Annotated in this window: 12 protein-coding genes; 6 read left to right on the forward strand and 6 right to left on the reverse strand. The window is 68.0% G+C overall.

All coding sequences use genetic code 11. The annotated features are described in order from the left end of the window. Positions 1–140 precede the first annotated feature (140 nt). Together HDA45_RS38465 and HDA45_RS38470 are read right to left on the reverse strand one after the other, a co-directional pair. On the reverse strand, positions 141–1,598 hold the full coding sequence (locus HDA45_RS38465; protein ID WP_184903878.1) for a trypsin-like serine protease: 1,458 nt from the start codon (positions 1,596–1,598) through the stop codon (positions 141–143). Between the two features lie 31 nt (positions 1,599–1,629). Next, the gene (locus tag HDA45_RS38470) at positions 1,630–3,165 is read right to left on the reverse strand and encodes a S8 family peptidase (protein WP_184903880.1); all 1,536 of its coding nucleotides are present in this window, start codon (positions 3,163–3,165) and stop codon (positions 1,630–1,632) included. A gap of 184 nt (positions 3,166–3,349) precedes the next feature. On the opposite strand from HDA45_RS38470, the gene HDA45_RS38475 reads away from it, so the two are divergent. Then, positions 3,350–6,217, forward strand: coding sequence for an ATP-binding protein (locus HDA45_RS38475; protein WP_246480932.1), 2,868 nt, complete (start codon positions 3,350–3,352; stop codon positions 6,215–6,217). Here HDA45_RS38475 and HDA45_RS38480 read toward each other — a convergent pair. Beyond that, positions 6,184–6,816: a hypothetical protein gene (locus tag HDA45_RS38480; RefSeq protein WP_246480934.1), complete on the reverse strand. Its 633-nt coding sequence runs from the start codon at positions 6,814–6,816 to the stop codon at positions 6,184–6,186. The genes HDA45_RS38475 and HDA45_RS38480 overlap by 34 nt on opposite strands. A 183-nt stretch (positions 6,817–6,999) precedes the next feature. Here HDA45_RS38480 and HDA45_RS38485 point away from each other — a divergent pair, with 183 nt between their 5' ends. The 4 genes from HDA45_RS38485 to HDA45_RS38500 all read left to right on the forward strand — a co-directional run bounded on the left by HDA45_RS38485 (position 7,000) and on the right by HDA45_RS38500 (position 21,296). After that, positions 7,000–9,888, forward strand: coding sequence for an AfsR/SARP family transcriptional regulator (locus HDA45_RS38485; RefSeq protein WP_343072252.1), 2,889 nt, complete (start codon positions 7,000–7,002; stop codon positions 9,886–9,888). 117 nt (positions 9,889–10,005) lie between these two features. Then, on the forward strand, positions 10,006–14,700 hold the full coding sequence (locus tag HDA45_RS38490; RefSeq protein ID WP_184903884.1) for a LamG domain-containing protein: 4,695 nt from the start codon (positions 10,006–10,008) through the stop codon (positions 14,698–14,700). 11 nt (positions 14,701–14,711) lie between these two features. Then, the gene (locus tag HDA45_RS38495; protein ID WP_184903886.1) at positions 14,712–20,513 is read left to right on the forward strand and encodes an RHS repeat-associated core domain-containing protein; all 5,802 of its coding nucleotides are present in this window, start codon (positions 14,712–14,714) and stop codon (positions 20,511–20,513) included. Positions 20,514–20,666: 153 nt separating this feature from the next. Next, entirely contained in the window at positions 20,667–21,296 is a 630-nt protein-coding gene (locus tag HDA45_RS38500; protein ID WP_343072253.1) for a DUF1345 domain-containing protein, read from the forward strand. 145 nt (positions 21,297–21,441) lie between these two features. On the opposite strand, the gene HDA45_RS38505 is transcribed toward HDA45_RS38500, so the two are convergent. The 3 genes from HDA45_RS38505 to HDA45_RS38515 form a co-directional block, all read right to left on the reverse strand. Next, the gene (locus HDA45_RS38505) at positions 21,442–22,254 is read right to left on the reverse strand and encodes an arginase family protein (RefSeq protein ID WP_184903888.1); all 813 of its coding nucleotides are present in this window, start codon (positions 22,252–22,254) and stop codon (positions 21,442–21,444) included. Positions 22,255–22,590: 336 nt separating this feature from the next. After that, a complete protein-coding gene (locus HDA45_RS38510) occupies positions 22,591–22,941 on the reverse strand; it encodes a peptidase inhibitor family I36 protein (protein WP_184903890.1) in 351 nt (116 codons plus the stop codon). A 168-nt stretch (positions 22,942–23,109) separates the two neighbouring features. Further along, on the reverse strand, positions 23,110–23,715 hold the full coding sequence (locus HDA45_RS38515; RefSeq protein ID WP_184903892.1) for a hypothetical protein: 606 nt from the start codon (positions 23,713–23,715) through the stop codon (positions 23,110–23,112). 446 nt (positions 23,716–24,161) lie between these two features. Between HDA45_RS38515 and HDA45_RS38520 the strand changes: the two genes are divergently transcribed. After that, the gene (locus HDA45_RS38520; RefSeq protein WP_246480936.1) at positions 24,162–25,109 is read left to right on the forward strand and encodes an AraC family transcriptional regulator; all 948 of its coding nucleotides are present in this window, start codon (positions 24,162–24,164) and stop codon (positions 25,107–25,109) included. Positions 25,110–25,160 lie beyond the last annotated feature (51 nt).

The raw sequence follows: 25,160 nt of genomic DNA on the forward strand, positions 1-25,160 counted from the left end.
AGCCATGCACCACAGTGGGGACATCATTCCTGCCGGCAAGGCCGGAACCACGGAATACACCCTCACGGTGCGACGATCTCCGGACCGTGAATGGAGCCCGTGACCATGTGGTGGTCACGGGCTCCACAGTGCCGGTCACCTCATTGGACGGTGAGGCTGTATTCGGCCGTACCGGTTTTGCCGGTGCTGTCGGTGGCGGTGATGGTGATCTTGTAGGTGCCGCGCTGGAACGGGGCGGCGATGGACATGCGCGACGTACCGCCCGGGGCGACGCTGGAAGGCTGGAACATCGGGGTGAACGTCAGGCCCGTCGCGGTGAGTGTGCTGTTGCCCGTTCCTCCGGCGACGGTGACGGTCGCGTTGACGAACGAGCCGGGGGTCACCGTTCCCGTACCGGGGGAGACGGTCGGCTTCGGCCCTTCCGTGGTGCCGCCGTCGCCGACGGTCAGGGTGTAGTCGGCGGATTTGGTGCCGGACGGGCCTTTCGCCGTGACGGTGATCCGGTGCGTGCCTTTCGGAGTGCTCGCCGCGGTCTCCACGGTGAGTTTGGCGACGTCACCGGAGTCGAGCGACGCACCGGGCTGGAACGTGGCCGTCGCGCCGGCGGGCAGGCCGGTGGCGGCCAGTTCGAGCTTTTCGGGTCCCGTGTCGCCGGATTTGGTCACCACAGAGGTCGAGATGTACTTGCCGGGCTCGACCTTGCCCGCCGCCGGGCTGAGGGAGACGCCGAACTTCCCGTCGCCGGGCTGGGTTCCGCCGATCTCGCCGCGCGCCCAGTCGCCCATCTCGTTGGTGAGCCGGGCCATGATGCTGTAGCGGTCGCATCCGGACGCGCCCCACGAGACGACGCCGACGATCACGCCGTCCACGATGAACGGCCCGCCGCTGTCGCCGGAGCAGGTGGCGGTACGTCCGTCGTCGTACCCGACGCACACCATGAGGTCGGGGTTCACCCGCACGTTGAACACCTGGCAGGTGTTCGCGTCGTTCACCGGCATCGTGGTCTTGTACAGCACGCCGGATCCACCGCCGGACGAGGTCTTTCCGTAGCCGACGGCGGTGCCCGACTTCCCCGGTGCGGTCAGCCCGGCATCACCCGATCCGGCCACCTTGGCCCACTGGTTCTCCGGGACGGGCAGGTCGGCCTCGGTGGTGATCACCGCGACGTCGTAGCCGGTCTGCCAGGAGTTCGGGCCGGTGTAGCGGGGATGCACCTTGTAGGAGGCGACAGGGGTGCGGAAGGTCTCGTCGCCCGGAGTGTTCAGGTCGTCGTCGCCGTAGAGGTAGCTCTTCGCCCCGCCGACGTCGATCATGCAATGCGCCGCGGTGACGATCTTGCGTTTGCCGACCACGGAGGCGGTGCAGGACTGTCCCTGCGGGCCGCCGCCGCCCGCTCGAAGGCCCGCGATGACGTAAGGGTTCTCCCGTACGGTCGTGCGTTGTCCGTTGACCACCCGGGTTCCCATGTCCTGGGGCCGCAGTTGATCGGTGGGTGTCGCGGCGATGGCGGTGGGTTCGGCGTTCGCCGTCCCGATCGCGGGCAGGGTGATCACGGCCAGTGCCATGGTGACGGCGGTGACCAGACGCGCTGTTCTCATCGTGCTCCTCGGTTCGCAGGGTTGTTCCCGATCAGAACGTGATCGACCAGCCGGTCAGGGTGCCGGTGTCGAAGCGGTGGACGTCGCGCACCTGAAGCTTCCAAGTGCCGTTGGCGTTCTCGCCGGAGGCGTTCACGGTGAAGGTCTGGTGCACACCGCCCGCCTCACCGACCCCGCCCGCCGGTTTGAGGGGCAGCGTGGCGCCGCTCGGTCCGATCAGGTCGATCGCCAGGTCCGCGGAGTAGGTGTGGTCGATGTCCACCCGTACGGCCGAGCTCGCCGGAGCGTTGCCGTCGCAGCCGCTCTGGGTCACGGCGCTGCCCACGGTGGCCCCGGCGTCGGGGATGGACACATCCTCGTCGTTGGACTTGACACCGCATTTGGTCGGTGTGCCACCGCCGATGAATCCCGTGTAGAGCACCGCGTCCGGCGAGCCCGCGCCCGGATCGGTCACCAGCCCCGGTGAGGCGTTGCGGACGAGCGCGTCGCGCACCTGCTGCGGTGTCGCGCCGGGATTCGCGGCGAGGTACAACGCCGCCGCCCCCGCGCCGTGTGGCGAGGCCATCGAGGTGCCACTGCCGGTCCGGTAGCCGCCGGTGTGGTCGGTGGAGTAGATGTTGCCACCCGGGGCGAACAGGTCGACACACTTCCCGTAGTTCCCGCTACGGCCACCGCCCTGATTGATCCAGCCGACGGTCAACGCTTCGGGGGTACGGCCGGGGCTGGCCGTGCAGGCGTCCTGTCCGTTGTTGCCTGCGGCAACCGCGACCACGAAACCCTTGTCCACCAACGCTTTCACTTGAGCGTCGCCGACGCCGACGGTGTCCATGACCAGGCTCAGGTTGACCACGGCCGGTTTGACCCCGTTGGCGGCCACCCATTCCAGTCCGCTCACAGTCGCCGAATCCGGTCCGGAGCCGCCACAGCCCAGCGAGCGGACCGCGACCACTTTGGCCTTCTTGGCGACACCGACGGTTTTGCCCGCGATGGTGCCCGCCACATGGGAGCCGTGCCAGAAGCAGTCGCTCGTGTCGTTGTCGTTGTCGATGAAATCGCGGCCGTGCGCGCCCCTGCCCTCGAATTCGGTGTGCTGGATCCCCACTCCGGAGTCGACGACGTACGCGGTGACACCCTCGCCGCCATTGGGGTAGACGTACTTCTTGTCCAAGGTCTTGGTGCGCTGGTCGATCTGGTCCAGTCCCCACGACGGCGGGTTCGGCTGCTCGCCCGCGGCACGGGCGACGCCGTCCTGGTGCACCGTCCGCACGGCCGGGTCGGCGGCCAGCCGCCGGGCCTGCCGCTCGCTGAGGTCTCGGACCGAGAAACCGTTCAGGGTCAACGCGTAGGTGTCGACCACCGCACCGCCGTAGCGCTGGGTCAACGAGGTGGCCCCGCCCTGAGCTGCTGCCTGCGCGCCGTCGCGGAGGACCACTATGTAGCGACCGGCGATGGGCTGCCGGGCTTGTACGACATCGCTTTCGGGCGTCGCGGCCGACGCGGCGGGACTCACCGTCGCCAATGCGGCCACGATGCCGACCAGACCTAGCGTTATCCGGGCCTTCTGCATCTCTCCTCCATTTCCCGTGTGCGACTGGCGCACCGCTTCACCATTCGGCGTGGGCGGAGGGGAAACAATCGTGGTGAGACCCCGGAGGGGTACGGCATTACCGCGATCAGGGTTACGCGGTGGTGACCGGCCGACGTATCGTTGCGGCCTCCCGGGAACCGATGTGACCAGCGCGGAGGTGACAATGGACGGTGAGACGGCGCGCGGACGATCCATCCCGATGGTCGGCCGGACAGCGGACCTGGCCACGCTGATCGACGTCGTCACCCGCCCGCCCGCGGTGGTGTTCGTGGAAGGCGAGGCGGGGGCGGGGAAGACCACCTTGATCGGTGCCCTCGCGACGGCAGTGCGCGGCAGGAACCTGTGGATGGCCGTCGGTACCTGTCAGCCGCTGGACGAACCCTTCCCCTACGGCCCGTTGCTCGACTGTTTCGGGCGAGCGGGGGAGAGGGTGGCCGGTCCCGATCCGGTGACCGGCGTCCTGCGCGGACACCTGCCGGAGCTCGCCGATCTCCTGCCCCCGGCACCGCCACCGCTGGACCTGCCGGAGGCCGAGCGCCATCGGATGTTCCGGGCGGTCTGCGCGCTGGTGCGCTCGCTCGGGCCTGCCGTGCTCGTGGTCGAAGACGTGCATTGGGCGGACGACGACACCCGTCAGGTGCTGAGATTTCTGCTCGCGGATCCACCACCCGGGTTGTCGCTGGTCATGACCTACCGGCGTGAGGAACTCGCCGGTGACGCACCGCTGGGGCCGGTCGTGCACCCACCGCCCGAGGTCCTCACCACGCACCTGGGACTACGCCCGTTCGAGGATCCGGAGGTGCGGGCGCTGATCGAAGCCGTGACGGGCGGCGTCGTTTCGGAGTCGTTCGCGACAGCGGTTCGGCACGAGACCGGCGGAATTCCTTTCCTCGTCGCGGAAACCGGCCGGGTTCTGCGTGACCGGCTCGTGGACACCCGGAGCGAGGGGGTGGCGGCGGCCCGGCTCCTGGCCGCCGTCGAGGTGCCCGTCCTGGTGAAAGAGTCGGTGCTCGAACGGCTGCACCGGCTGATCGAGCCGGAGCGCGCGGTCGCCGAGGCGGCGGCCGTACTGGACGACGCGGCGCCGGTGGAGATCCTCGCGGCGCTCGCGGGATTTCCCGGCGCGCACCCGGTGGTGAGCTTGGTACGCGCCGGTGTCTTGTCGGAAGACCCGCCGAACCGATACGGCCTCCGGCACGGTCTGGCGCGGCGGGCGGTGTACGCGGCGTTGCCGGGACCGCGTCGGCGGGAGCTGCACGCCACCGCGGTCCGCGTGCTGGCCGACGTGGCCGGGTGGCCGGCGGCGCGGCTCGCCAGGCACTGCGCCGAGGCGGGCATGCCGGAAGAGTGGCTGCGGTACAGCGAAAGCGCCGCGGACGCCGCGGCCGGGGCGAAGGACATGCCCACCGCGGTGGACCTGCTCTCCCAAGTGGTCTCCGACAGCGACGTGCCCGCCGAGGACGTGAACCGGCTGGCCGCCAAACTCTGTGGATACGCGCTGGCCGGGCTGCCTGACGCCGATGTGATCAGGCGCGTCGAGGCGCTGCTGTCGGACCCTCGATTGGCCGCCGACGTACGCGGCGAGGTGCGTCTCTGGTTCGGCACCCTGTTGGTGCGCGAGTCCATGCTGGACCGTGGACGTGCCGAGATCACCCACGCCATCGAACTTCTGGGCGACCAGCCCGAGCGTGTCGCGTCCGGGATGGCACTGCTTTCCGTGCCGTACTTGGACATCGCCACCGCCGCCGACCACCGGGCCTGGCGTCTGCGGGTGGAGGACCTGCTCGCCCGGCTGCCGCGGCGCCCCGCGCGCACGGCGGTCCTGGCCACGGTGCTCGGTGGACAGCTCATCGTCGGTGACCCGGTCATCTGGGACCGGATCACCCTGCTGCCCGCGCTCGACGACATCGACGACCCCGCCGAGGTCAGGCACCTCGCCCGGGCCTACGCCAACCTGGCCGACGCGTGCTCGTGGACCGGCCGGGACGGGCAGGGGCGAACGTTCCTGTACACCGGGTTGGCGATGGCCTCACGTACGGGCGCCGACTACGTGGTGGCGACAGCCGAAGCCACCGCGGCCCGGCTGGATTGGCTCGCGGGCGAATGGTCGGGGCTGGCCGAGCGGGTCCAGACGCTGATCCATGCTTATTCCCATCTTCCCCTCATCGCGAACGAACTGAACCTGGTCATCGGCTGGCTGGCCGCCGCACGCGGCGACTGGCTGACCGCCGAACACGGATTCCACGCCGCCCTGGACATTCACCCGACGGCGGTGATCCCGGTGGCGGTGGCCGCGGCGGGAGGGATGGCCGCCATGCTCCTCAGCCGGGACGACACCGCCGCTCGTGCTCACGCGGAGCACGGACTCGCCCTGCTCCGCGCGAAGGGCTCCTGGGCGTGGACCGCCGAGATCGTCCCCCAGGCGGTCGCGTGCTACCTCGCCGACGGCGCGACCGGTGCCGCGCGGCAACTCGTAGCGGAGGCGGAGGGGGAGTTGGACGGCATCGACGCGCCCTCGGCGCGAATGGCGCTCACGGTGTGCCGGGCACAGGTGGCCGCGGCAACGGGAGATCACGACGCCGCGGAGCGGCAGTACCGTGACGCGCAGCAGCGATACCAGGAACTCGGGCAGCGCTACCGTGCCGCGCAGTGCGCCGACCGGGCCGCTCGCATCGCCGGCGCCGATCCCGCGGTGTTCCGTGATCTGGCCGCCGCGTTCGACGCGCTGGGCGCCACCGTCGACGCGGCCCGCTGCCGTCACCACATCCGCAGCACCGGCACCGTCATCCCTTCCGTCCGCGGCCGCCGCAGCTACGGCACGCAGCTTTCGCCGCGCGAACACGATGTCGCACGCCTGCTGGCCAACGGTCACACCAACAGGGAGATCGCTCAAGCCCTCTTCATCTCACGGCGCACCGTCGAGGACCACGTCGCCAACGTACTCCGCAAACTCGACGCGTCCTCCAGGCGCGATGTTCGACTGCGGGGCGAGCGAGGTCATCCCGCCCCGCCGTCGAGTAGCCAGTTGTAGCGCAGCCGCAGCGCTCGTTCCGTGCTGGCCAGCGCGGCGGCGATCCCGATCGCGATGTTGAGCCACACCGGCAGGGCCACGGGTGAGGTGAAGGTTCCGATGTGCTCGGCGATCGGCGCCGGCCGAGTCAGTTTCTCCAGCAGCTGTGTGATCAGGACGGCCACGGAGACGAGGAGCAGGATCGTCGAGAAGAAGCCGATCCCGCGGCTGAGCGCGGGGTGGGTGCGGTCGAGGTGCTCGCGGCGCCCTTCGGCCGAGAAACGGTCCGGCTGGAGCTGGTGCTCGACTCCGTCGACGGTGACGAAGTGGCACCGCTTGAGCCCGAAGACGCTCTTCTTCACTTCGATCGTGCCGCCTGGGACGGGGAAGGCGGCCGGAAGCCGGGAGCGGGCGTGATGCCTGCCGTCGAGGTACAGGTCGGCGTTGGTGTGACCGGAGGAGTCGGTCCGTCCGTGCCGGACGTCGACGGCGTACTCGCCTTCGTCTCCGGCCGGCCGGAGATAGAACAGGGCGCGGCCGCCCTGCTGCCACCAGCGGAACCGCGGCAGCGCGTGCCCGTCGCCGTGCTTGATCCGTCTGGCGGCGTGACGACTTCGCATTTTCCTGAACATGACCAGCCTTCCGAAGCTCAGCAGAGCCTTTTCAGTGCGTCCGGCTCGGCGACGAGTCTGTCCACTCGGCACCGACAGCACATCGGTCCAGCGGCTGGACCGCGTCGAACTCGGGTCGAGTGCCCCGGTGCGACCAAAGTCGGAGGCGACCTTTGTCCAAGGCGGCCGTCTGTGGGGCCGCTAGTCTCGGTTTTGCTGCCGACCCGCGTGTTCGAGGCGCGGGCGCTGGGCGAGGGGGAGATCGTGATCGACATTGCCGTGCTCGGCGAGGTAGGTCTGTCCGGTGCCGAGGGCAAGGTGGACATCGGGCCCGCCCGGCAGCGGCTGGTCCTGGCCGCTCTCGCGTTGGACGTCGGTCAGGTGGTCTCGGACGAGCGTCTGATCGAACGGGTGTGGGGCACTGAGCCGCCGTCGCGCGCGAAGGGCACGCTGCACAGCTATGTCTCCCGTTTGAGACGGGCGTTGAAGCTCGCGGGCGGGCATGGAAAGACGGGCGGCCTGTTGCGCCGATCGGGAGGCCATGTCCTCGACATCGACGAGTCGAGCGTCGACTGGCATCGCTTCCGCCGAGCTGTCGAAAGCGCACGGCGTCTGCCCGACGAGGCGGCCGAATCGGTTCTGGCCGGCGCGATCGAGTTGTGGCGAGGCGAGGCGCTCACAGGTCTGTCCAGCGAATGGGCGACAGCTGAGCGCGACAGGCTGGGCGAGGCTCGCCTGACGGCCGAATGCGCTTTGACCGAAACCCGGCTCAGCCTCGGAACAGGCGCGGATCTGGTCGGTGAGCTGTCTGCCAGGTCAGCCCGTCATCCGCTGGACGAACGCGTGGCGGCCCAGTATCTGCTGGCTCTGCACCGCGCCGGACGGACGGCGGACGCCCTCGAGCACTTTCGTCTTGTCCGCACTCGGCTGGTGGAGGAGCTGGGTACCGAGCCGGGTCCCATCCTGCAGCAAGTGCACCAGCAGGTGCTCGAATCCGGCCGGAACCCGCATCAGACGGCCGGGGAGCCGGGGTTCGAACCGTCGCCTCGGCAGCTGCCCACCCTCTCGGCCGCTCTCGTGGGCCGGAACGGTGAACTGAGCCGGCTCGACGACCTGCACGCGCGCTCGAGCCGAAGCGGGGCGCGACGGCTCACCGTGGTCAGCGGCGCGGGCGGGATCGGCAAGACCTGGCTTGCCCTCGGCTGGGCGCGACGCCGGGCGGATGATCACCCCGACGGTCAGCTGTTCGCCGATCTGAACGGTTTCAGCCCGGATCAGAAGCCGCGGGATCCCTCGGACGTTCTCCAAGGGTTCCTCGACGCCCTGGGCGTTCCTCCGCAATCGATTCCACCCGGCCTGGACGCGCGAGCGGCCTTGTTCCGCGGCCTCGTCGACGGCAAGCGAATCCTGGTGCTGATCGACAACGCGGCCACGACCGAACAGGTCTCGCCGCTGCTGCCCTCCGGCCCCGGCTGCACGATCCTGATCACGAGCAGGAACCGGTTGTCGGGTCTCGGCACGGCTCACGGCGCACACCATCTTCGTCTCGACACGCTCACGGACGACCACGCCGAAGCACTGCTCGTCGATCGGCTCGGAGCGGCCCGCGTCGTCGCCGCCGGTCCCGCCATCCAGCGGCTGATCGGCCTCACCGGAGGGTTTCCGCTGGCGCTGAGCATCGTCGCGGGCCGCGCGGACCAGACCGAGGGACTCGGCTTCGACCAGCTCGCCGCCGAGCTGACCCAGTTCGGGATCGACGCTCTGGCCGACGGAGACCCCATCGCGAGCCTTCCCGCGGTGCTGTCGTGGTCGACGAACGCGCTCACCCCCGGTCAGGCTGAGCTGTTCTCCTTGCTCAGCATCGCGCCCGGGGTCGATATCGATCCTTTCGCCGCGGCGGGGCTCGCCGGTATCTCACCGCAGGCGGCGTACACCACGCTCCGCGAACTCGAGCACGCGTCGCTCTTGAGCCAGGAGCCGAACCTTCGCTACCAGATGCACGATCTGGTGCGCCGCTACGCGGTGGACAGCCACCCCGGGGTTCCCGATGCCGGACAAGACAAAGCCTTGCTACGCCTGACCGACAGCTATCTTCGGACCGCGAGCGCGGGAATCCGGTTGATCAGCCCGCAGCGGACGCTGGTCACCCCGCTCGAGCCGGTGCCGGGCGCGACGCGGCAACCGCTCGCCGACCGCGACGCGGCGTTGGCGTGGTTCGAGGCCGAACGGCAGAACATCCTGGCGGTCCAGGCACTGGCCTCGGAAAAAGGCTGGCACGACTACGTCTGGCATCTCGCCTGGGAACTGGAGTTCCCGCTGCACCGTGGTGCCCGGCACCATGACGGATTCCGGGTCTGGGAGCTCGCCGCGGCCGCCGCCGCCCATCTCGAGGATCCGGAGTACGCGACGATCGCCTACCGCAACGCCGGGCTCGCCGCGGTCCGGCTCGGGCGGACGGAACTCGCGGAAACGCTTCTGCGACGGGCGCTGGTCCTCGCCGAGGCCGGAGGAGACGAGATCAGCCAGGCTCATGTGAACTACGCGATGGCCGCGCTGTCCGAACGCACGGGCCAGGACGAGAGCGCGTTGACCTACGTGACCCGTGCGCTCACCCTGTTCCGCGCCAGTGAACGCGTACTGCCGGTCTGGGAGTCGGCGGTCCTCAACGCTCTCGGATGGTATTCCGCCCGCGTCGGCCGCTACGCCGAAGCCCGTGCCCACTGCGAAGCCGGTCTGGCTTCCGCCCGTGCGCTCGCCGAGGGGGCGCTCGAAGCGAACGCTCTCGACAGCCTGGGGTTCATCGCCCACCACACCGGCGAGCATCAGGTGGCGGTGACCCGGTACGAAGAGGCTCTCGCCGCTTTCAGGTCGGCGGGTGACGAGCACGGCGAAGCCGACACACTCCGCGACCTGGCCCACCCCCACCTCGCGCTGGGCCGGACCGAAGCGGCGATCGACGCCTGGCGCGGCGCGCTGACCCTCTACAAGCGGCAACTCAGGACCGTGGACGCGCACAAGGTCGAACAGGAACTCGCCCGGATCGAGGAGATCGACGGCCGGAGCGGGCCTCTCACCTGCTGATTCAAAGATTCTTCAAACTTTTCTCCTGGACCGGTGGGCAGGCTTGTGCCCGGCTGACGGCAGCCACGGACTCGTCGATCGTGGGATCGCGCCGGACGAACCAGGGGGAGTGCTCTCATGTCGCACCGAAGACGCGAACGGAAGACAGTGGCCCGTCTTGTGCCGCTGGGTCTGGCACTGGTCCTGGTCGGTTCGTCGGCGACGCTGGCTTCCGTGAGCGTTCCACCGGAGCCGGACGCGCCGCTCGCGGCGGTGGCTGAAGCCGCCGACGACGCGGCCGCCGTGGTGGCGGCGCGGCGCCAAGGGACTCGGGTGGAGGTGCTGGATCAGCGGACGGCGACGTCGACGGTGTTCGTCGAGCCGGACGGAACTCGTACCTCGGAGATGACGGCGGTGCCGACCAGGTTCAAGCGTGGCGATGACTGGGTCCCGCTGGACAGGACACTCGTGACCCGTGCGGATGGTTCGGTGGCGCCGAAGTCGGTGGGAGAAGAGGTCGTGCTCTCGGGCGGGGGTGAGGGCACACCGCTGATCCGGATGACGGACGGCGGCAGGGAACTGGCCCTGTACTGGCCGTCCGCATTGCCCGAGCCGGCGTTGTCGGGCACGTCCGCGACCTATCCCGAGGTTCTGCCGGGGGTGGACCTCGTGATGCAAGCGGAAGCGGACGGCTATCGGCAGTTGCTGGTCGTGAAGAACGCCGCGGCGGCGAAGAATCCCGCGCTGGCCAAGGTGCGATCGCGGCTGGCCGCCAAGGGCGTGCGAGTGAGCGCCGAACCCACCGGGGCGCTGAAAGCCGTTGACGACAAGGGCGTCCAGGTGTTCGGTTCGGCGTCGTCGATGATGTGGGACGCGCGCGGCCGCGCGGAGAAGGTCGGCGTCGACGTCGTGGGTGACGTCCTGACCCTGACCCCGGATCAGAACCTCCTCACCGGCGACGCGACCGCGTACCCGGTGACGGTCGATCCGGCCTACTTCATGTCAGGACACAACTACTGGGCGACGGTGCTGTCCGGTGACCGCTTCCGCAACCAGTCCTTCGACCGCCGCAGCGCCGACGGGACGCATCCGGAGTGGGCCCAGGTCGGGCAGTGCTGGAACGAGAACAAGGAGTGCAACGGCATCGGGGAGGCTCGGGCCTACTTCTCGTTCCACGACACCGGGGAGCTCGCGGGGAAGGACATCCTGGAGGCGAAGTTCTACACCACGGTGACCTACAGCCCGAGCTGCCAGGTCCGCAACCATCACCTCCGCCCGGTGTTCCACTCCATCGGCGACGGCACGACCTGGAACAACAAGCCCGAGAACCCGGGCCAGTGGATCGAATTCGCGGCGCCGACCTCGTGCGGCGGCTTCCATGGCGTCGAGCTGGACATCCGCAACGCGGTCAACCAAAACGGCGGGACGACGTTCTACCTGCACGCCATGGACTCGAACGACCAGTACGCGTGGCGCAAGTACGCCTCGGCCGAGACCCGGATCGTGATCAAATGGAACCGCGCCCCGAACCCGCCGTCCGGACTGCGCACCGATCCGCCGTTGCCGGTGCCGTGCAAGTGGTGCGCCGGCGTGCCCTACACCGCCAATCAGCATGTCCAGCTGATCGCCACCGTCTCGGACCCCGACAACGAGCGTGTCCGGCCGAAGTGGCGGGTCCGGGCGACGGGACGCGCTGAAGAAGCGTCGGACGGCGACTTCGTTCCCTCGGGGGTGTCGGTGAGCCGCGGCCTCTCGCTGACGGACAAGGACGCGTTGCAGATCAGCTGGTGGCTGCACGCGGAAGACGACGCTCCCGCGATCGGCGGCGCGGCCCAGGGACAGCTGTTCGCGGTCGACCTGGTGAAGCCGCACGCCACACCGACCGTCGAATCGAGGATCTACACCGAGGACAACGATTGGCACGGCGGTACCGGCATACCCGACGTGTTCACCTTCGGGAGCCAAGGTGTCGGCGACATCGACCACTACCTGTACGGATGGCAGGACCCCCCGAACCAGAAGGTGGACGCGACGGCGCTGGGGGGTCCCGCGTCCGTCAGCCTGGCCCCACCGGGAGACGGTCCTCGGACGCTGTTCGTCCAGAGCGTGGACAGGGCGGGGAACAGGAGTGACGCGACACAACACGACTTCAACGTCCGCGCCGGTGACGGCGCGCGGCATCAGTGGTCGTTCGAGGGCAACGCCACGGACAGCGCTTTTCAGGGGGACAAGCACGGCAAGCTGAACGGCGTCGCCTCGTACACCACCGGCGCGCTCGGGACCGGTCTGCTGCTGGACGGTCAGACCGGGAGCACCATGTCGGCGCCGACGACCGTCCGGACCGACACCAGCTTCTCCGTGTCGGCGTGGGCGAGACCGGACGTCCTGCGGCCGGATCCCATGGGGCTGGTGAGCCAGGACAATCCGCAGAACGGGTACAGCGGCTGGCTGTTGCACCTGCGTGACGACGGGCAAGGGCCGAAGTGGGCGTTCTGGCTGCCCGGCGGGACGCCGTCGAACCCGGGTGCCGGGATCGCCGTCGAGACGACCGCGGTCGCCCACCAGCCGCAGCAGGGCAGGTGGACCCATGTGGCCGGTGTGTTCGACCGCGGTACCGCCGAGGCCAGGCTGTATGTCGACGGCGCGCTGGTCGGGAAGAAGGCGGCGCCCGCCGGGTGGACTCCGTGGCAGGCCGGTGGTGAGCTGGCCGTCGGGAGACTGCAGTGGGGTGGGGTCAAAGGCCACCACTGGCAAGGTGCGATCGACGAGGTGCAGGTCTTCGACAGGCCCCTGTCCGACACGGAGGTCGGAGCGAAGGTCAGTCGCGACAACGTCCGCACCGGACACTGGAGGTTCGACGACCGGCCGTCCGCCGGAGCGGCGAACACCAAGGCGCGCAACGAGGTTCCCGGTGGCGGTGACGGCACACTGACCAACGGCGCCACCTTCGTGGACAACGGCGAACTCGGGCGCGCGGTGAAGTTCGACAACCCCGGTGCTTCGAAGGCGCAGGTGGTGACCACCGGCCCGGCGGTGCGGACCGACCGGAGCTTCACGGTCTCGGCGTGGGTGACCGCGACCAGGTTCGTCGCCAAACCGCAGGCGATGACCGCGGTCAGCCAGGACGGCGCGTTCAACAGCGGTTTCTACCTGCAGTACAACGCCGACCAGAACAAGTGGGTGTTCCTGAAGTTCTCCGCCGACATCGCCGACGGCGCCGCCCTGCGGTGGCACGGTGTCGTCGCGAAACAGACGCCGGCGCTCGGCGTGCCCGTGCACTTGACCGGTGTCTTCGACGCGGTGACCAAGGAAATGCGGATCTACGTCAACGGCGAGCCGGGCAACGACGAGAAGTTCGTCTATCCGGGCACGGACTGGAACGCCGGCGGGAAACTGGTCATGGGCCGGGGCAAGTTCAACGGCGCCGAGAGCGACTTCTGGCCCGGCACCGTGGACGAAGTCCGCACCTACAGCAGGGTGCTGTCTCCTGGTGAGATCCAGTCGGTGGTCAGCCAGCACCGCGCGTCTTCGGGCACCTGGAAGTTCGACGGTGACCTCAAAGACTCTTCGGGCCGTGGCTCGACCGGCACCTGGTCGGGCACACCCGCCTACACCGACGGCCAGAGCGAGAACCCCGATTCCGTGGACAAGGCGCTGCGGCTGGACGGGACCAACGCGGTGGAGGCGTCGAACGCGGTCGACCCGACCGAAAGCTACACGGTTTCCGCCTGGGTCCGCCCGGACGCGGCGACGGGCTGCCTCTGCACCGTCCTGTCCCAGGGCCAGAGCGCGCTCTCGTCGTTCGCGCTGGCCGCGAGCACGGACGGGAAGTGGAAGGTGACCGCGGCCGGTGACTCGGCGGTCGCGGGCAAGGTGCAAGCCGGGGTATGGACACAGGTGACCGGGGTGCACAACAGGCCTCGACGGCAGATCGAGCTGTATGTCAACGGTGTGCTGGTCGCGACCGCGAAGCACGCCACGCCCGCACAAGACGACGGCAAGTTCCAGGTCGGTCAGCTGAACTCCGCGGGGACCCCCGGGCAGTGGTTCAAGGGCGCGATCGACGACGTCCAGGTCTACAACCGGGCGCTGTTCGCCGACGAGATCCGCGTCATGGCCGGACGTGACCTGGCCTTGGTGCACAACTGGAAACTCAACGACAGTCCCGTGGATTCGATCGGCGCACGCCCTGGGGAGACGGTCGGAGGTGCGGGCTTCGGGCCCGGAAGGGCGGGCAGGGCCGTCCTGCTGGACGGAGTGGACGATGCCGTCACGACCGGCGGAGCCGACCTTCGCACCGACCAGAGTTTCACGGTGTCCGCGTGGGTGAACCTGACGAAACCCGGCCCGTGTGAGGACGAGTGCACCCGGGGCGCGGTCAGCCTTTCCGGCGGACCGGGCAACGAGGGACCGGTGAAGTTCAGGCTCGGCCACCGGATCGACCAGGACCAGGCCTCGGGCAACGGCAAGTGGATCTTCGAGATGCCGGAGGCGAACGGGACCGTCACCGAGGCGGCGGTGTCGGTGCGGCCAAGCCAGTTCGGCAGCTGGGTTCTGCTCGTCGGCGCGTACGAGGCGACTACCGGGCGGATAGACCTGTACGTCTACAACGACAATCCGCTCAGTGAACCCGACTTCGACACGGGCAAGCTCTTGCAACCATGGCAGGGCAAGGGAGCGGTCCAGATCGGCCGCGCGGTGGCCGGGCCCGGCGCGACACCGTCCGAGTTCTGGTCCGGCGGTGTGGACGATGTCCGCCTGTACACCGGCTCGCTGGCTCCGGATCGGCAGAAAACGCTTCGTGACTCCTACCCAGCCGTGACGAGCTCGTGAGAGGACACCCCATGAGGTCACACCGCCTGAGATCGCAGTGGACGATCCGCGGACTGGTCGTCGTCCTGGCCGCGTCCTTGATCCCCGCACTGACCACCTCGATGCCGAACGCGTCCGCGGCTCCCGCCGCGAACGAGCCGCCGCTCTCGCCGCCGGCGCGATCGGTGCCCGTGGCGAAGGAGACCCGCAAGTCCCGGGAGCCGGATCAGACCTCGCGTCGCGCGTTGTCGAACAACCAGCAACCGGTCACGGAGAAACCGGGTTCCGGGCTTCCGGCGGCCACGCCGCTTTCGCCGACCGCGACCTGGGACATCAACACCCACGCCGGCGACTTCAGCTGGTCTTACCCCATGAAAGTGCCGCCCGCGCCCGGCGGGTTCGCGCCGAAGGTCGCCTTGTCGTACCAGTCTTCGGCCGTCGACGGCGCGACCAGCGAGACCAACAACCAGCCTTCGTGGATCGGGGACGGCTGGAGCATGTGGCCGGGGTTCATCGAGCGGTCGTACTGGTCGTGCGCGGACGACGACGCCAAGACGGGAGACCTGTGCTGGCGCAGTGACAACGCGACAGCGTCCTACGGTGACGGCGGCGGCATGCTCATTTGCTGTGACGGCAGCGGGAAGTGGCGCTTGAAGGGTGACGACGGCGCGCGGATCGAACGCCGCAACGGGCTCGCGAACGGTGACGAGTTCGGCGAGCACTGGGTGATCACCACGGTCGACGGGACCCAGTACTGGTTTGGCTCGGAGGTGGACTCGAAGTCGACCTGGACCGTCCCCGTATTCGGCGACGACGCCAACGAACCCTGCCACAGGGCCACTTTCGACACCTCGCACTGCGACCGTGCCTGGCGATGGAACCTCGACAAGGTCATCGATCGCAACGGCAACGTGATCCGCTACTACTACGCGCCCGAGTCGAACTCCTACGGGTTCAACACCAAGGACGCCGCGAGATCCTACATCCGCGGCGGAACGCTCGAGAGGATCGACTACGGACTCCACGAACCGGCCACCGGCCCGGCGACCGGGAGAGTGGAGTTCGCCACCGCGAAGCGATGTGTCGCGGGCTCCACGTGTACCGAGGACCAGCGGGGAAACTGGCCCGACACCCCGCTGAAGATGTCCTGTGGCGGTCCGACGTGCAAAGAGCATTCACCGAGCTTCTGGACGACTCAGCGGCTGGACTCCGTGACGACCAAGGTGTGGCGGGGGTCGTCCTACGAGCCGGTGGATCGATGGACGCTGGACCAGACCTTTCCGCGGCTGGGCGACGTCAACGCCGAGCAGAAGGAAAGCGCGGTGCTGTGGTTGAAGGGAATCAAGCACACCGGCCTGGTGGGCGGCGCCCTCGACATGCCACCGGTCACGTTCGACGGAACCCTGATGCCCAACAGGGTCGACGGTGACAAGGACGGATACGCACCCTTGAACCGCTACCGGATCACCGGGGTGATTTCCGAGTACGGCGGTGTGGTCGCCGTCGACTACGCCCCACCGGACTGCAAGGCGGGCCAGGCCATGCCCGCCAATCCGGAGACCAATCAGATGCGCTGCTTCCCGGTCCGGTGGGCGCCGCCCGGGCACGAACCGCGTGTCGACTACTTCCACAAGTACGTCGTCTCGTCGGTGACGCGAACCGACATGATCGCCACCAACCCCGAGCACACCACCCGGTACGAGTACCTGGACGGTGCGGCCTGGCACTGGAACACCTCCGAGTTCGTCAAGGAGGACAAGAAGACGTGGAACGAATTCCGCGGTTTCGGCAGGGTGCGGATCACCGAAGGCGCCGACCCGGCCCAGGATCCCGGCCGTAGCCCGAGAACGATGTCGGAACTGCGCTACTACCGCGGCATGGACTCCGACCGGCTGCCGAACAACGGCAGGCGGCCGGTCTCCGTCACCGACTCCGTCGGCGACGGCCAGAGCAGCCGCAAGGACGACGAATGGTTGCGGAGCTTCAACTTCGAGACGACGACCTACGGCTCCGACTCCGCCACGAACCCGCCCGTGGTCAGCAGGGTCGTCAGCCACCCGGATTGGCGCGGGCCGACGGCGAGCAGGGGCGAATACCACGCCTACCTCGTCCGGCCGGGCCGGGCGCGGACCTTCACGGCGCTCAGTAGCGGAGGCTGGCGGGTCACGGAGACCAAAACCGGTTACGACGACCGGGGGCTGCCCGTCCAGATGGACGACCTCGGCGACGTCGCGACCGCGGAAGACGATCTGTGCACCACCGCGACTTACGCGCGGGACGAGAACACCTGGCATCTGACCCGCAAGACCCGTGAGGAGACGGTTTCCGTCGCCTGCGGGGGTGCTGCCCGGTATCCGGAGGACGCGGTCTCCGACACGCTGTTCGGCTATGACGGCAAAGGGAACGTGAACCGGACCGAGGTGGCGAAGGAACGCCCGGCCACCGGCCCGGTGTACGTCAAGACCAGCGAACTCTCGCACGACATCCATGGCAGGGTGACGCAGTCGACCGATGCGCTCGGCAACGTCGGCAAGACCGGCTACCTGCCGGCGACCGGCGGCCCGGTCACCCAGGTCACCACGACAAGCCCGCCTACGGCCGCGGTCCCGGCGGGGCTGGTGACCACCGCGACGCTCGAAACCGCGTTCGGTGCGGCGGTCAAGGTGGTCGATCCCAACGGCCGGGTGACCGAGACGAGCTTGGACCCCTTGGGCCGCAAGGCGCAGTTGTGGCTGCCGAACCGCCGTCGGGCGAGCAACCCGGAGGGCAGCCTCAAGTTCGGCTATCTGGTCCGGCGCGACGACTCGACCGTGGTGACCACGTCCAAGATCGGCCCCAACGGTGTCCACGTGACCAAGAACGAGGTGTACGACGGCCTGCTGCGCCTCCGGCAGACCCAGGCGCCCGCGGTCGGTATGCGGGAGGAGAACGCCAGGGAAATCCCGTTCGAAGAAGGCAGGCTGATCACGGACACCCGATACGACTCGCACGGCAGGCCCTACAAGCAGACGAACCCGTACTTCAACGACGGGCCGGTCGACACGAGCCTGTGGCGTGCCTCCGACGCCGAAGTCCCCGGTATGACCAGGAAGAAGTTCGACGGTGCCGGCAGGGTGGTGGAAACGGTCCACCAGGCGGGCTCGTCGGACGAGTGGGCGACCTACACCGGCTACGACGGCGATCGTGTGCACACCACCCCGCCTGCCGGTGGGACGGCGACGACGGCCGTCTCCGACGCGAAGGGCAGGACCGTCGAACTGCGTCAGTACCACGGGCCGAAGCCCGAGGGACCCCACGACGTCACCCGGTACCGGTACACCCCGGCGGGCAAACTGGCGGGCGTGACCGGTCCGGACAACGCGATCTGGTCGTACGGATACGACCTGCGCGGCCGGAAGACCCTGTCGTCCGACCTCGACGCCGGCCAGGTGTCGATGACCTATGACGATCTCGGCCGGCTGACCGGCACGAAGGACGCACTCGGGAAGATCCTCGCGACCACCTACGACCCGCTCGGCCGCAAGACCGCGCTGTATGCGGACAGCCCGTCCGGGCCCAAGCTGGCGGAGTGGACCTTCGACACGGCACAGTTCGGCAAGGGAATGCCCGCCTCGTCGAGCAGGTACGTCGACGGGAACACCTACAGCTCCACGATCAGCGGCTACACGGCACTGAACAATCCGCTGTCGACCGCGGTCACCATCCCGGGCTCGGAAGGCAAACTGTCGGGCACCTACCAGCGCAACTTCGCCTATGGACAGGACGGCACGCTCACCGGCGAGACCTATCCCGCCGTCCCGGCGGCCGGGACGACCGAAACCTCACTCGAGCAGACCGTCAGCTACCAGATGGACAACAGCGGTCATCCGACGTCGACCCAAACCGGCACGGGAACCCCGCTCGTCTTCGAAACGCACTACACGCGCTACGGAGAGGTCCAGCGCCTCGAGCAAGGCAACGTCGGCAGCCGGGCTTGGCAATCGTTCTCCTACGACGCGAGCACGCGCCGTCCCGACCGGTTCGCCGTGCACGCCGAAGTCCCGCATCCGATCCAGTCCGATGTCCGGTACACCTACGACCAGGCGGGGAACATCACATCGACGGCCGACGTGCCGATCGGTTCTCCCTCCGACGTGCAGTGCTTCCGGTACGACAGCATGCGCAGACTGACCGAAGCGTGGACAGCGGCACAGAACGACTGGTCGGCGGAGGCCGGCTGCAAGGCCGAACCGACAGCGGGACAGGGACCCGCTCCCTACTGGAATTCCTACCGCCACGCTCCCGGCGGGAACCGGCTGGAAGAAACGAAGCGGAATCCGACGGCTGCGGTCACCCGCGGCTACGCCTATGCGGGTGACCGGCAACCGCAGCCCCACACGCTGCGGTCGGTCAGCGATCCTGCCGGGTCGGAGACCTTCGAATACGACGCCAAAGGACAGACCACGAAGCGGACCAAGCCCGGGCTCGGCCAAGACATGACCTGGGACGAGGAAGGGCACCTCACCTCGGTCTCGGCCAACGGCAAGACGACGTCCTTCGTCTACGCGCCGGGCGGCTCGCGGCTACTGCGGAAGGACCCCGCCGGGACCACGCTGTACCTGGGCAAGCAGGAGATCCGCCTGCCCGCGGGCGCCGACAAACCGGTCGTCACCCGCTACTACACGCATGGCGACAAGACCATCGCCGTGCACGACGGCAACGCCCTGAACTGGCTTGCCGGCGACCATCAGGGCACCGCCCAGATCGCCATCGACAGCAAATCCTCGACCGTGACCAAACGGCGCCAGGACCCGTACGGCGCGCCGCGTGGCGAGGTCGGCACGTGGCCGAGTGAGCGCGGCTTCGTCGGGGGAACCCAGGACGCCTCGACCGGCCTCACCCACCTGGGCGCGCGCGAATACGACCCCGGTACCGGGAGATTCCTGTCCGTCGACCCGGTCATGGACCCGGCCGATCCGCAGCAGATGCAAGGTTATGCCTACGCCAACGCCAGTCCCGTCACCATGAGCGACCCGACCGGCCTCGCTCCCTGCAGCGGGCCCGACGGCGTCGGCTGCAGAATGGACGACGAGGTCGCGAGGTGCTGCAGCGGACCGGAGAAGCTCCGGCACAACGTCCCGCCACCGCCGTCGCAGGACCAGTTGCGGGACAGAAGCAAGAAGTCCAACGAGGCCAAGAAGCGCGCGGAACGCACCTTCACCCCGTGGGGATCCAAGCGCAACCCGGTCAACATCGACATCGATTCCTCACCCTGCCCTTGGGCGGGTCCGGGCTCGTCGATCCTCGAATGCGGGCCTTCGGTCCGATACTCGGTGTGCGACGACTTCCGCCTGCTCACCGGGACCTGCCTGTCGGGTGAAGAAGCGTACCGCGAGATCCAGCGGCAGGAGCGGGACAAGGCTGCTTTGGCCGAGTACGAGGAGAAGGAGAGGAAACGCAAAGCGGAGAAACCCGTCGGGTCGACCGGCAACTGTCTCGGGGGCGATGCCCAACTCGTCATCGTCATAGGTGTCAAGCGCTGCACCATGACAGACGATCTGGGTAACAAAAGGACGATGTGGTCCTTCAAGATCGGCGCCGGGCCGGGCATCGGCGCGAGCTTGAGTTCGTCCAAATCGTTCGACAAGAAGCGCGTCGACAAACTGGGCGGCGGAGCCGTTTTCACCGAGTCCGGAGCGTCGTTCGGCCCCATCGGTTTCGGGGCGTCCACCTCGTTCGACGTGGACGGATCAGGAGCCTTGAGCCCTGACCCGTCGGTCGAGGCCGGAAATTCGATCGGCGTGGGAGGGTCTCCGTTCAACGCGGGATACGAATACAGTTTCGAGGGGTTCTAGCGCTCGAGCGTCGGCGGTGGCTGCCGGGCAGGTCCGGCAGCCACCGGGAGCTCGTGCCAGTAGGCGCCGCGCCAACTTTCAGGCCGCGTGGGCGCTCGATCGGCTAGTCGGACCGCTTCAGCTCACAGTCCCCGTGCTTTCGCCCTCGGTAGCGTGCTGGGAGACGATGACGGCGTGATGCGGAAGCTGATGTTGCTGCTCGAACTGCTCCTCGCCGTCCTCGGTGTGGTCTGGCTGGTCTCGTTCCTCCGGGACGGGTCGTCGCTCGTCCCGTTGCTGGTGTGGGACGTGGTCGCGATCGGGTACCTGGTCACCGGCTGGCTGGAGATGCGCCGCGAGCTGCCCGCCCACACTCCCGAGGATCTGCGTTCGCTCGCCGGCCCACGCTGGTACACGCAGCTCTTCGCCCTGGTGATCAGCTGCTCCGGACTGGCCGGTGGCCTCATGGTGATCGCCAACCGCGGCGAGGACGAGATCAACCAGGCCGCCCAGGCGATCGCCGCGGCGACCATCCTGTTGTCCTGGCTGCTGCTGCATTCGGCGTTCGCGCAGATCTACGCACGGGAGTACGCCGCTGACCGCGGACTGGACTTCCCGGAGTGCCCGGTGCCGCAGTTCACCGAGTTCCTCTACTTCGCCATCACGATCGGGACGTCCTTCGCGGTCTCCGACGTCACCGTCACCAGCCGGCCGATGCGGCGCCGCGTTATCGTCCACAGCGTCGTCAGCTTCTTCTTCAACGCCGCGCTCATCGCCATCGCCATCGACTGGCTCAAAGGATGACTCAAGGCCGCGGGAAGTAAGTGTTCCGCCTGCCGGTCGGCCTGCGCCGATTCCAACCTTGGCGGTCGCGAGCAGGAGAGGGGCGAGCACGGGCGACCAGCTCGGCGGACACACCCTCTGTGGTCCAGCGGATACACCAGAATTGTCAGCCGCCGGTGGGTTCGGGCCATGTCAGGCTGGCGCCGAGTGCTGTGGTGAGGCGGGTGATCGTCTGGCGGCTGGTCTGGTCGCCGGCGTGTTCGGGGAGCCAGGCGCCGGCGATGTAGGCGGCGACGATGTCGGCGGTCGTGCAGGCTGCGGCGAGGCATTCTTCGATCTGGGCGAGGGAGGGGCCGGGGCCGGAGGGGAAACGCGCGCCGGGTAGTTGGGCGCCGTCGATGACGTCGATGTCGAGGTGGAGGTAGACGGGGACGTCGCCGAGGTGGCTGAGGGCGGAGGTGATCGCGGCGGGGTTTGCGGGGACGCGGCGGACGTGGCTGGTGGTGAGGGCGTCGCGCTCGGCGGGGTCGAGGTCGCGGGCGTCGGCGAGCACGACTCTGGAGTCGGGGATGGGGGAGAGGTCGAGTGTGTCGTCGAACAGGCCGGGAGTGCGGCCGGTCAGCATGGCCAGCGCCATGCCGCCGAGGTAGCCGCTGGTCGAGATCGTGGGGCTGTTGAAGTCGCCGTGGGCGTCCAGCCAGAGCACGGCCAGGTCGCGGTGGCGGCGCTGCAGCCCGGCGACCGCCGCGCGGGAGGTGGGGCAGTCGCCGGAAAGCACCAGGGGGCGGGCGGCTTGTGTCACCGCGCCGAGGGCGGCTTGGTGTAGCAGGCTCATCCGAGCGGGAACGGGCCCGGCAGGGAGTACGGGGAATTCGACCCGAGTCGCGGCCGTGGGGGTCGGCAAGGCCGGGATGTGCTCGTCGAGGTGCCAGGGCGTAACGATCAGATCCCACGTGCCATCGGCTCTCTGTTCGGCCACGAACTCTCTCACTTTCTCCGGCGGGTCGGTCAGTGCGGCACCACCATTCTGTCCTGATTCGACGGCGTTCGATCAGTGTCGGGGCAGCAGGTGACGGCAAACGGTGCGCGGTCGGCGGCCTGGTGCCGGGTTCGTCGGCGCCGACCGCGCCGTGTCGTCCTCGGGCGCTGCCACGGACAACTTCAGTCTGTACGCTCGACGCTGGATATGCGTCAGCTCCACACCTCATGATCGGGCCAATCCGCCTCGGTACCGCGAGCGGGTCGTCCAGTTGGGCCATCTGCGCTTCAAGAGATGGCGTAGCGGGTTTACTTGAATCAATAATCAGGTCAGCATTTATCTAATGCAGACCAGTCTTACGCCGTCGATTACGTCGATATTCCCGGCGTTGAGATTATTGCCGTTCGTGAAGGGGCCTATGGTCTCCACGGGCGCCCAGCGCGTACCGGTCCAGTTCAGCATTTGCGCAGTCGCGTGTGTTGTGCGGTTCCAGTAGGAGTCGGCCCGGTCTCCCAAGCCCTTGGCGCCGATGTTGTAGACCGCGCCTCCGCAATTGATTCCTTTCCAGAACAGCCCGTCTCCGTTGTAGTGGTCGTATAAGCAGAACCATTTGTCTGGACAGTCGTACCATGTGCCGGGCCGAGCGGACGCCGGTGCTGCGAGGCCCGTGGTCAGCAGGACTGCCACGGCGGCTATAGTGGAAAGCGACAATTTTCTTTTCTTGAACATTGATCCTCCGGTTCGTCCGGGTGTCACCGAACGTGGTTTCGTTGAAAATCAATTCTCGGGCCTGTGCGCTGCCGCCGCGTCCGGCCCGGCCTCCCGGGCCATCCGATTGCGCTTAGGTCGGCCGTGCTAGCTGTTGCTATAGCATTCGAATCCCTGGTTGGGATTGTCGATTTCGGATATGGAGATGAATCCCGCAACGCCTGTCGCTCTGTTGTACACCAGATTCCAGAATCGGGTGCCGCGCCACTCGTCACCGGTGACGTAACACAGGTCGAGGAGGATGTCGGTGGGCTGTGCCATTCCCACGTAAGTGCTGCCGAGCAGGGCTTGGGAATGAATGCTGGTGGAGAGCTTGGTGTGCGTCCGGTAGTAGTTTCCCTTGTATCCTCCCTGATCGGAGGAGTAGCAATTGTAGACTTGCAGGTCGTCGCGGATCTCGGTTTCGGAAACGAATCCCGCGACGCCTGTCGCCTTGTTGTACACCAGATCCCACATGGTGCTGCCGTTCCATGAGTCGCCGACGACATAGCACATGTCCCGGATCTCGTCGTTGCTGTTGACCGCCCCCGTGTAGGCGCTGCCAAGGAGTGCTTGAGAGTGTTGCGATGTGGAGACCTTTGTTCTCGTGAGGTACGGGCCGGAAATGGGGTTGGACTCGCTGGGAGCTGCGTCGGCGACCCCGGCCAGTATCAGTCCGAGAGCCAAGACAGTGATGCAGGCTTTCTTGAGCATCCGGTTCCTTCCTTCTTTAGGACCGTATGAGACGGGCTTCGAGTTTAGTGATGTACAGAGCCCCCTGGCTTGGAAATATGTAAGGCTGCCGGACAGAGCCGCAGGGCAGCGGCATCTCTGCGTGATGGCTCATCTGGAGGTGCCCGCACCAGCGTGCGCCGATCGCTGAACCCGCGTGGACGCCTCGGCCGGCTTGGTTTAGTTTAGCGGCGCACAGCACCACTGGATTGGAAAAATGTAAGGCCCGCCGCTTGGTTCACGCGGGACGCCCGGGCGGCCTCCGCGGTCCCGGCGACGCGGTGTTGTGCGTCGCCTCGGACCGCTGGGTTCATCTGGCCGCACCCGAACCTGCCGATGTCGTACTAGGCGTCACGACCGCGAGGGTTCGCTGCCTCTTTTCGGTTCGTTCACCGCCGGGAAGCCCCACCGCGAGCGCAGGTCCTGCCATGCTTTCCGTGTCGCGGATGTCGCTCATGGCGTCGCCGGAACTGAGGGGAACAGCAGTGGGGGAGACTTCGTCGTCCGACGACGAGTTCTGGAAGGCCCGGTCGCCGGATCCTCGACTGTCGCGATGGGTCAGTTTCTACCTGGCTTTCCAGCGAGTCGCACCGGTGCCGGAGACACGCACCGTGGCGGCGTTGAACTCGGTCGTGGTGGTCATCGATCTGGACACGCCTGTTCGGCATCAGGTGGACGGCTCATCACTGGCGGCGGTTTCCCCCGTCGTCGGGCTGTCGACGAAGCCGCTGACCTACACGCGGGTGGGCCGGGAACGAGGGATCATCGTCGAGCTGACCCCGCTGGGCGCACGTGCGCTCTTCGGCCTGCCACTGCGGGAAATCAGCCATGCCAGCGTGGGAATCGACGATCTCCTGGGCGCACGAGCCAGAATTCTGCGGGAAGAGCTGCAGCAGGCGCGGGATTCGAAGCACCGGTTCCGGATCCTCGACCGGCGGTTGGTGAACTGGCTCCTGGACGCACCGGAACTGCCCGACCCGGTCGACCACAGCTGGCGCAGCCTGACCATATCGGGCGGTGCGGTCAAGATCGGCGACCTCGCGGAACGGGCCGGTCTGAGCCGGCAACATCTGGCCACCCGCTTCCACCGGGAAGTCGGCTTACCGCCGAAAGCCGTCGGGAGGATTGCCCGATGCCACCACGCGATCCGACTCCTGACAGGAACCAGTCCGCCATCGCTACCCAGGCTCGCCGTGCTTTGCGGATACACCGACCAGGCGCACCTCAATCGAGACTTTCGCCTGCTGATCGGCCGTACCCCGACAGCGTTACTGCGGCCTGGGAGCGCGACCGACCTCCATCTCGGCAGCCTCTTCAATCTGCGCCCCACGCCACTGACCGGCACAAATCTGGAAGCGGGCCACCCGCTTCTCTAGCTCTTCGCGACCTGCACGCCCGCCTGACCCGGCAGGAACGATGACGACCTT

The organism is Amycolatopsis umgeniensis (genome assembly GCF_014205155.1).
GTDB classification, from domain to species: Bacteria; Actinomycetota; Actinomycetes; order Mycobacteriales; family Pseudonocardiaceae; genus Amycolatopsis; species Amycolatopsis umgeniensis.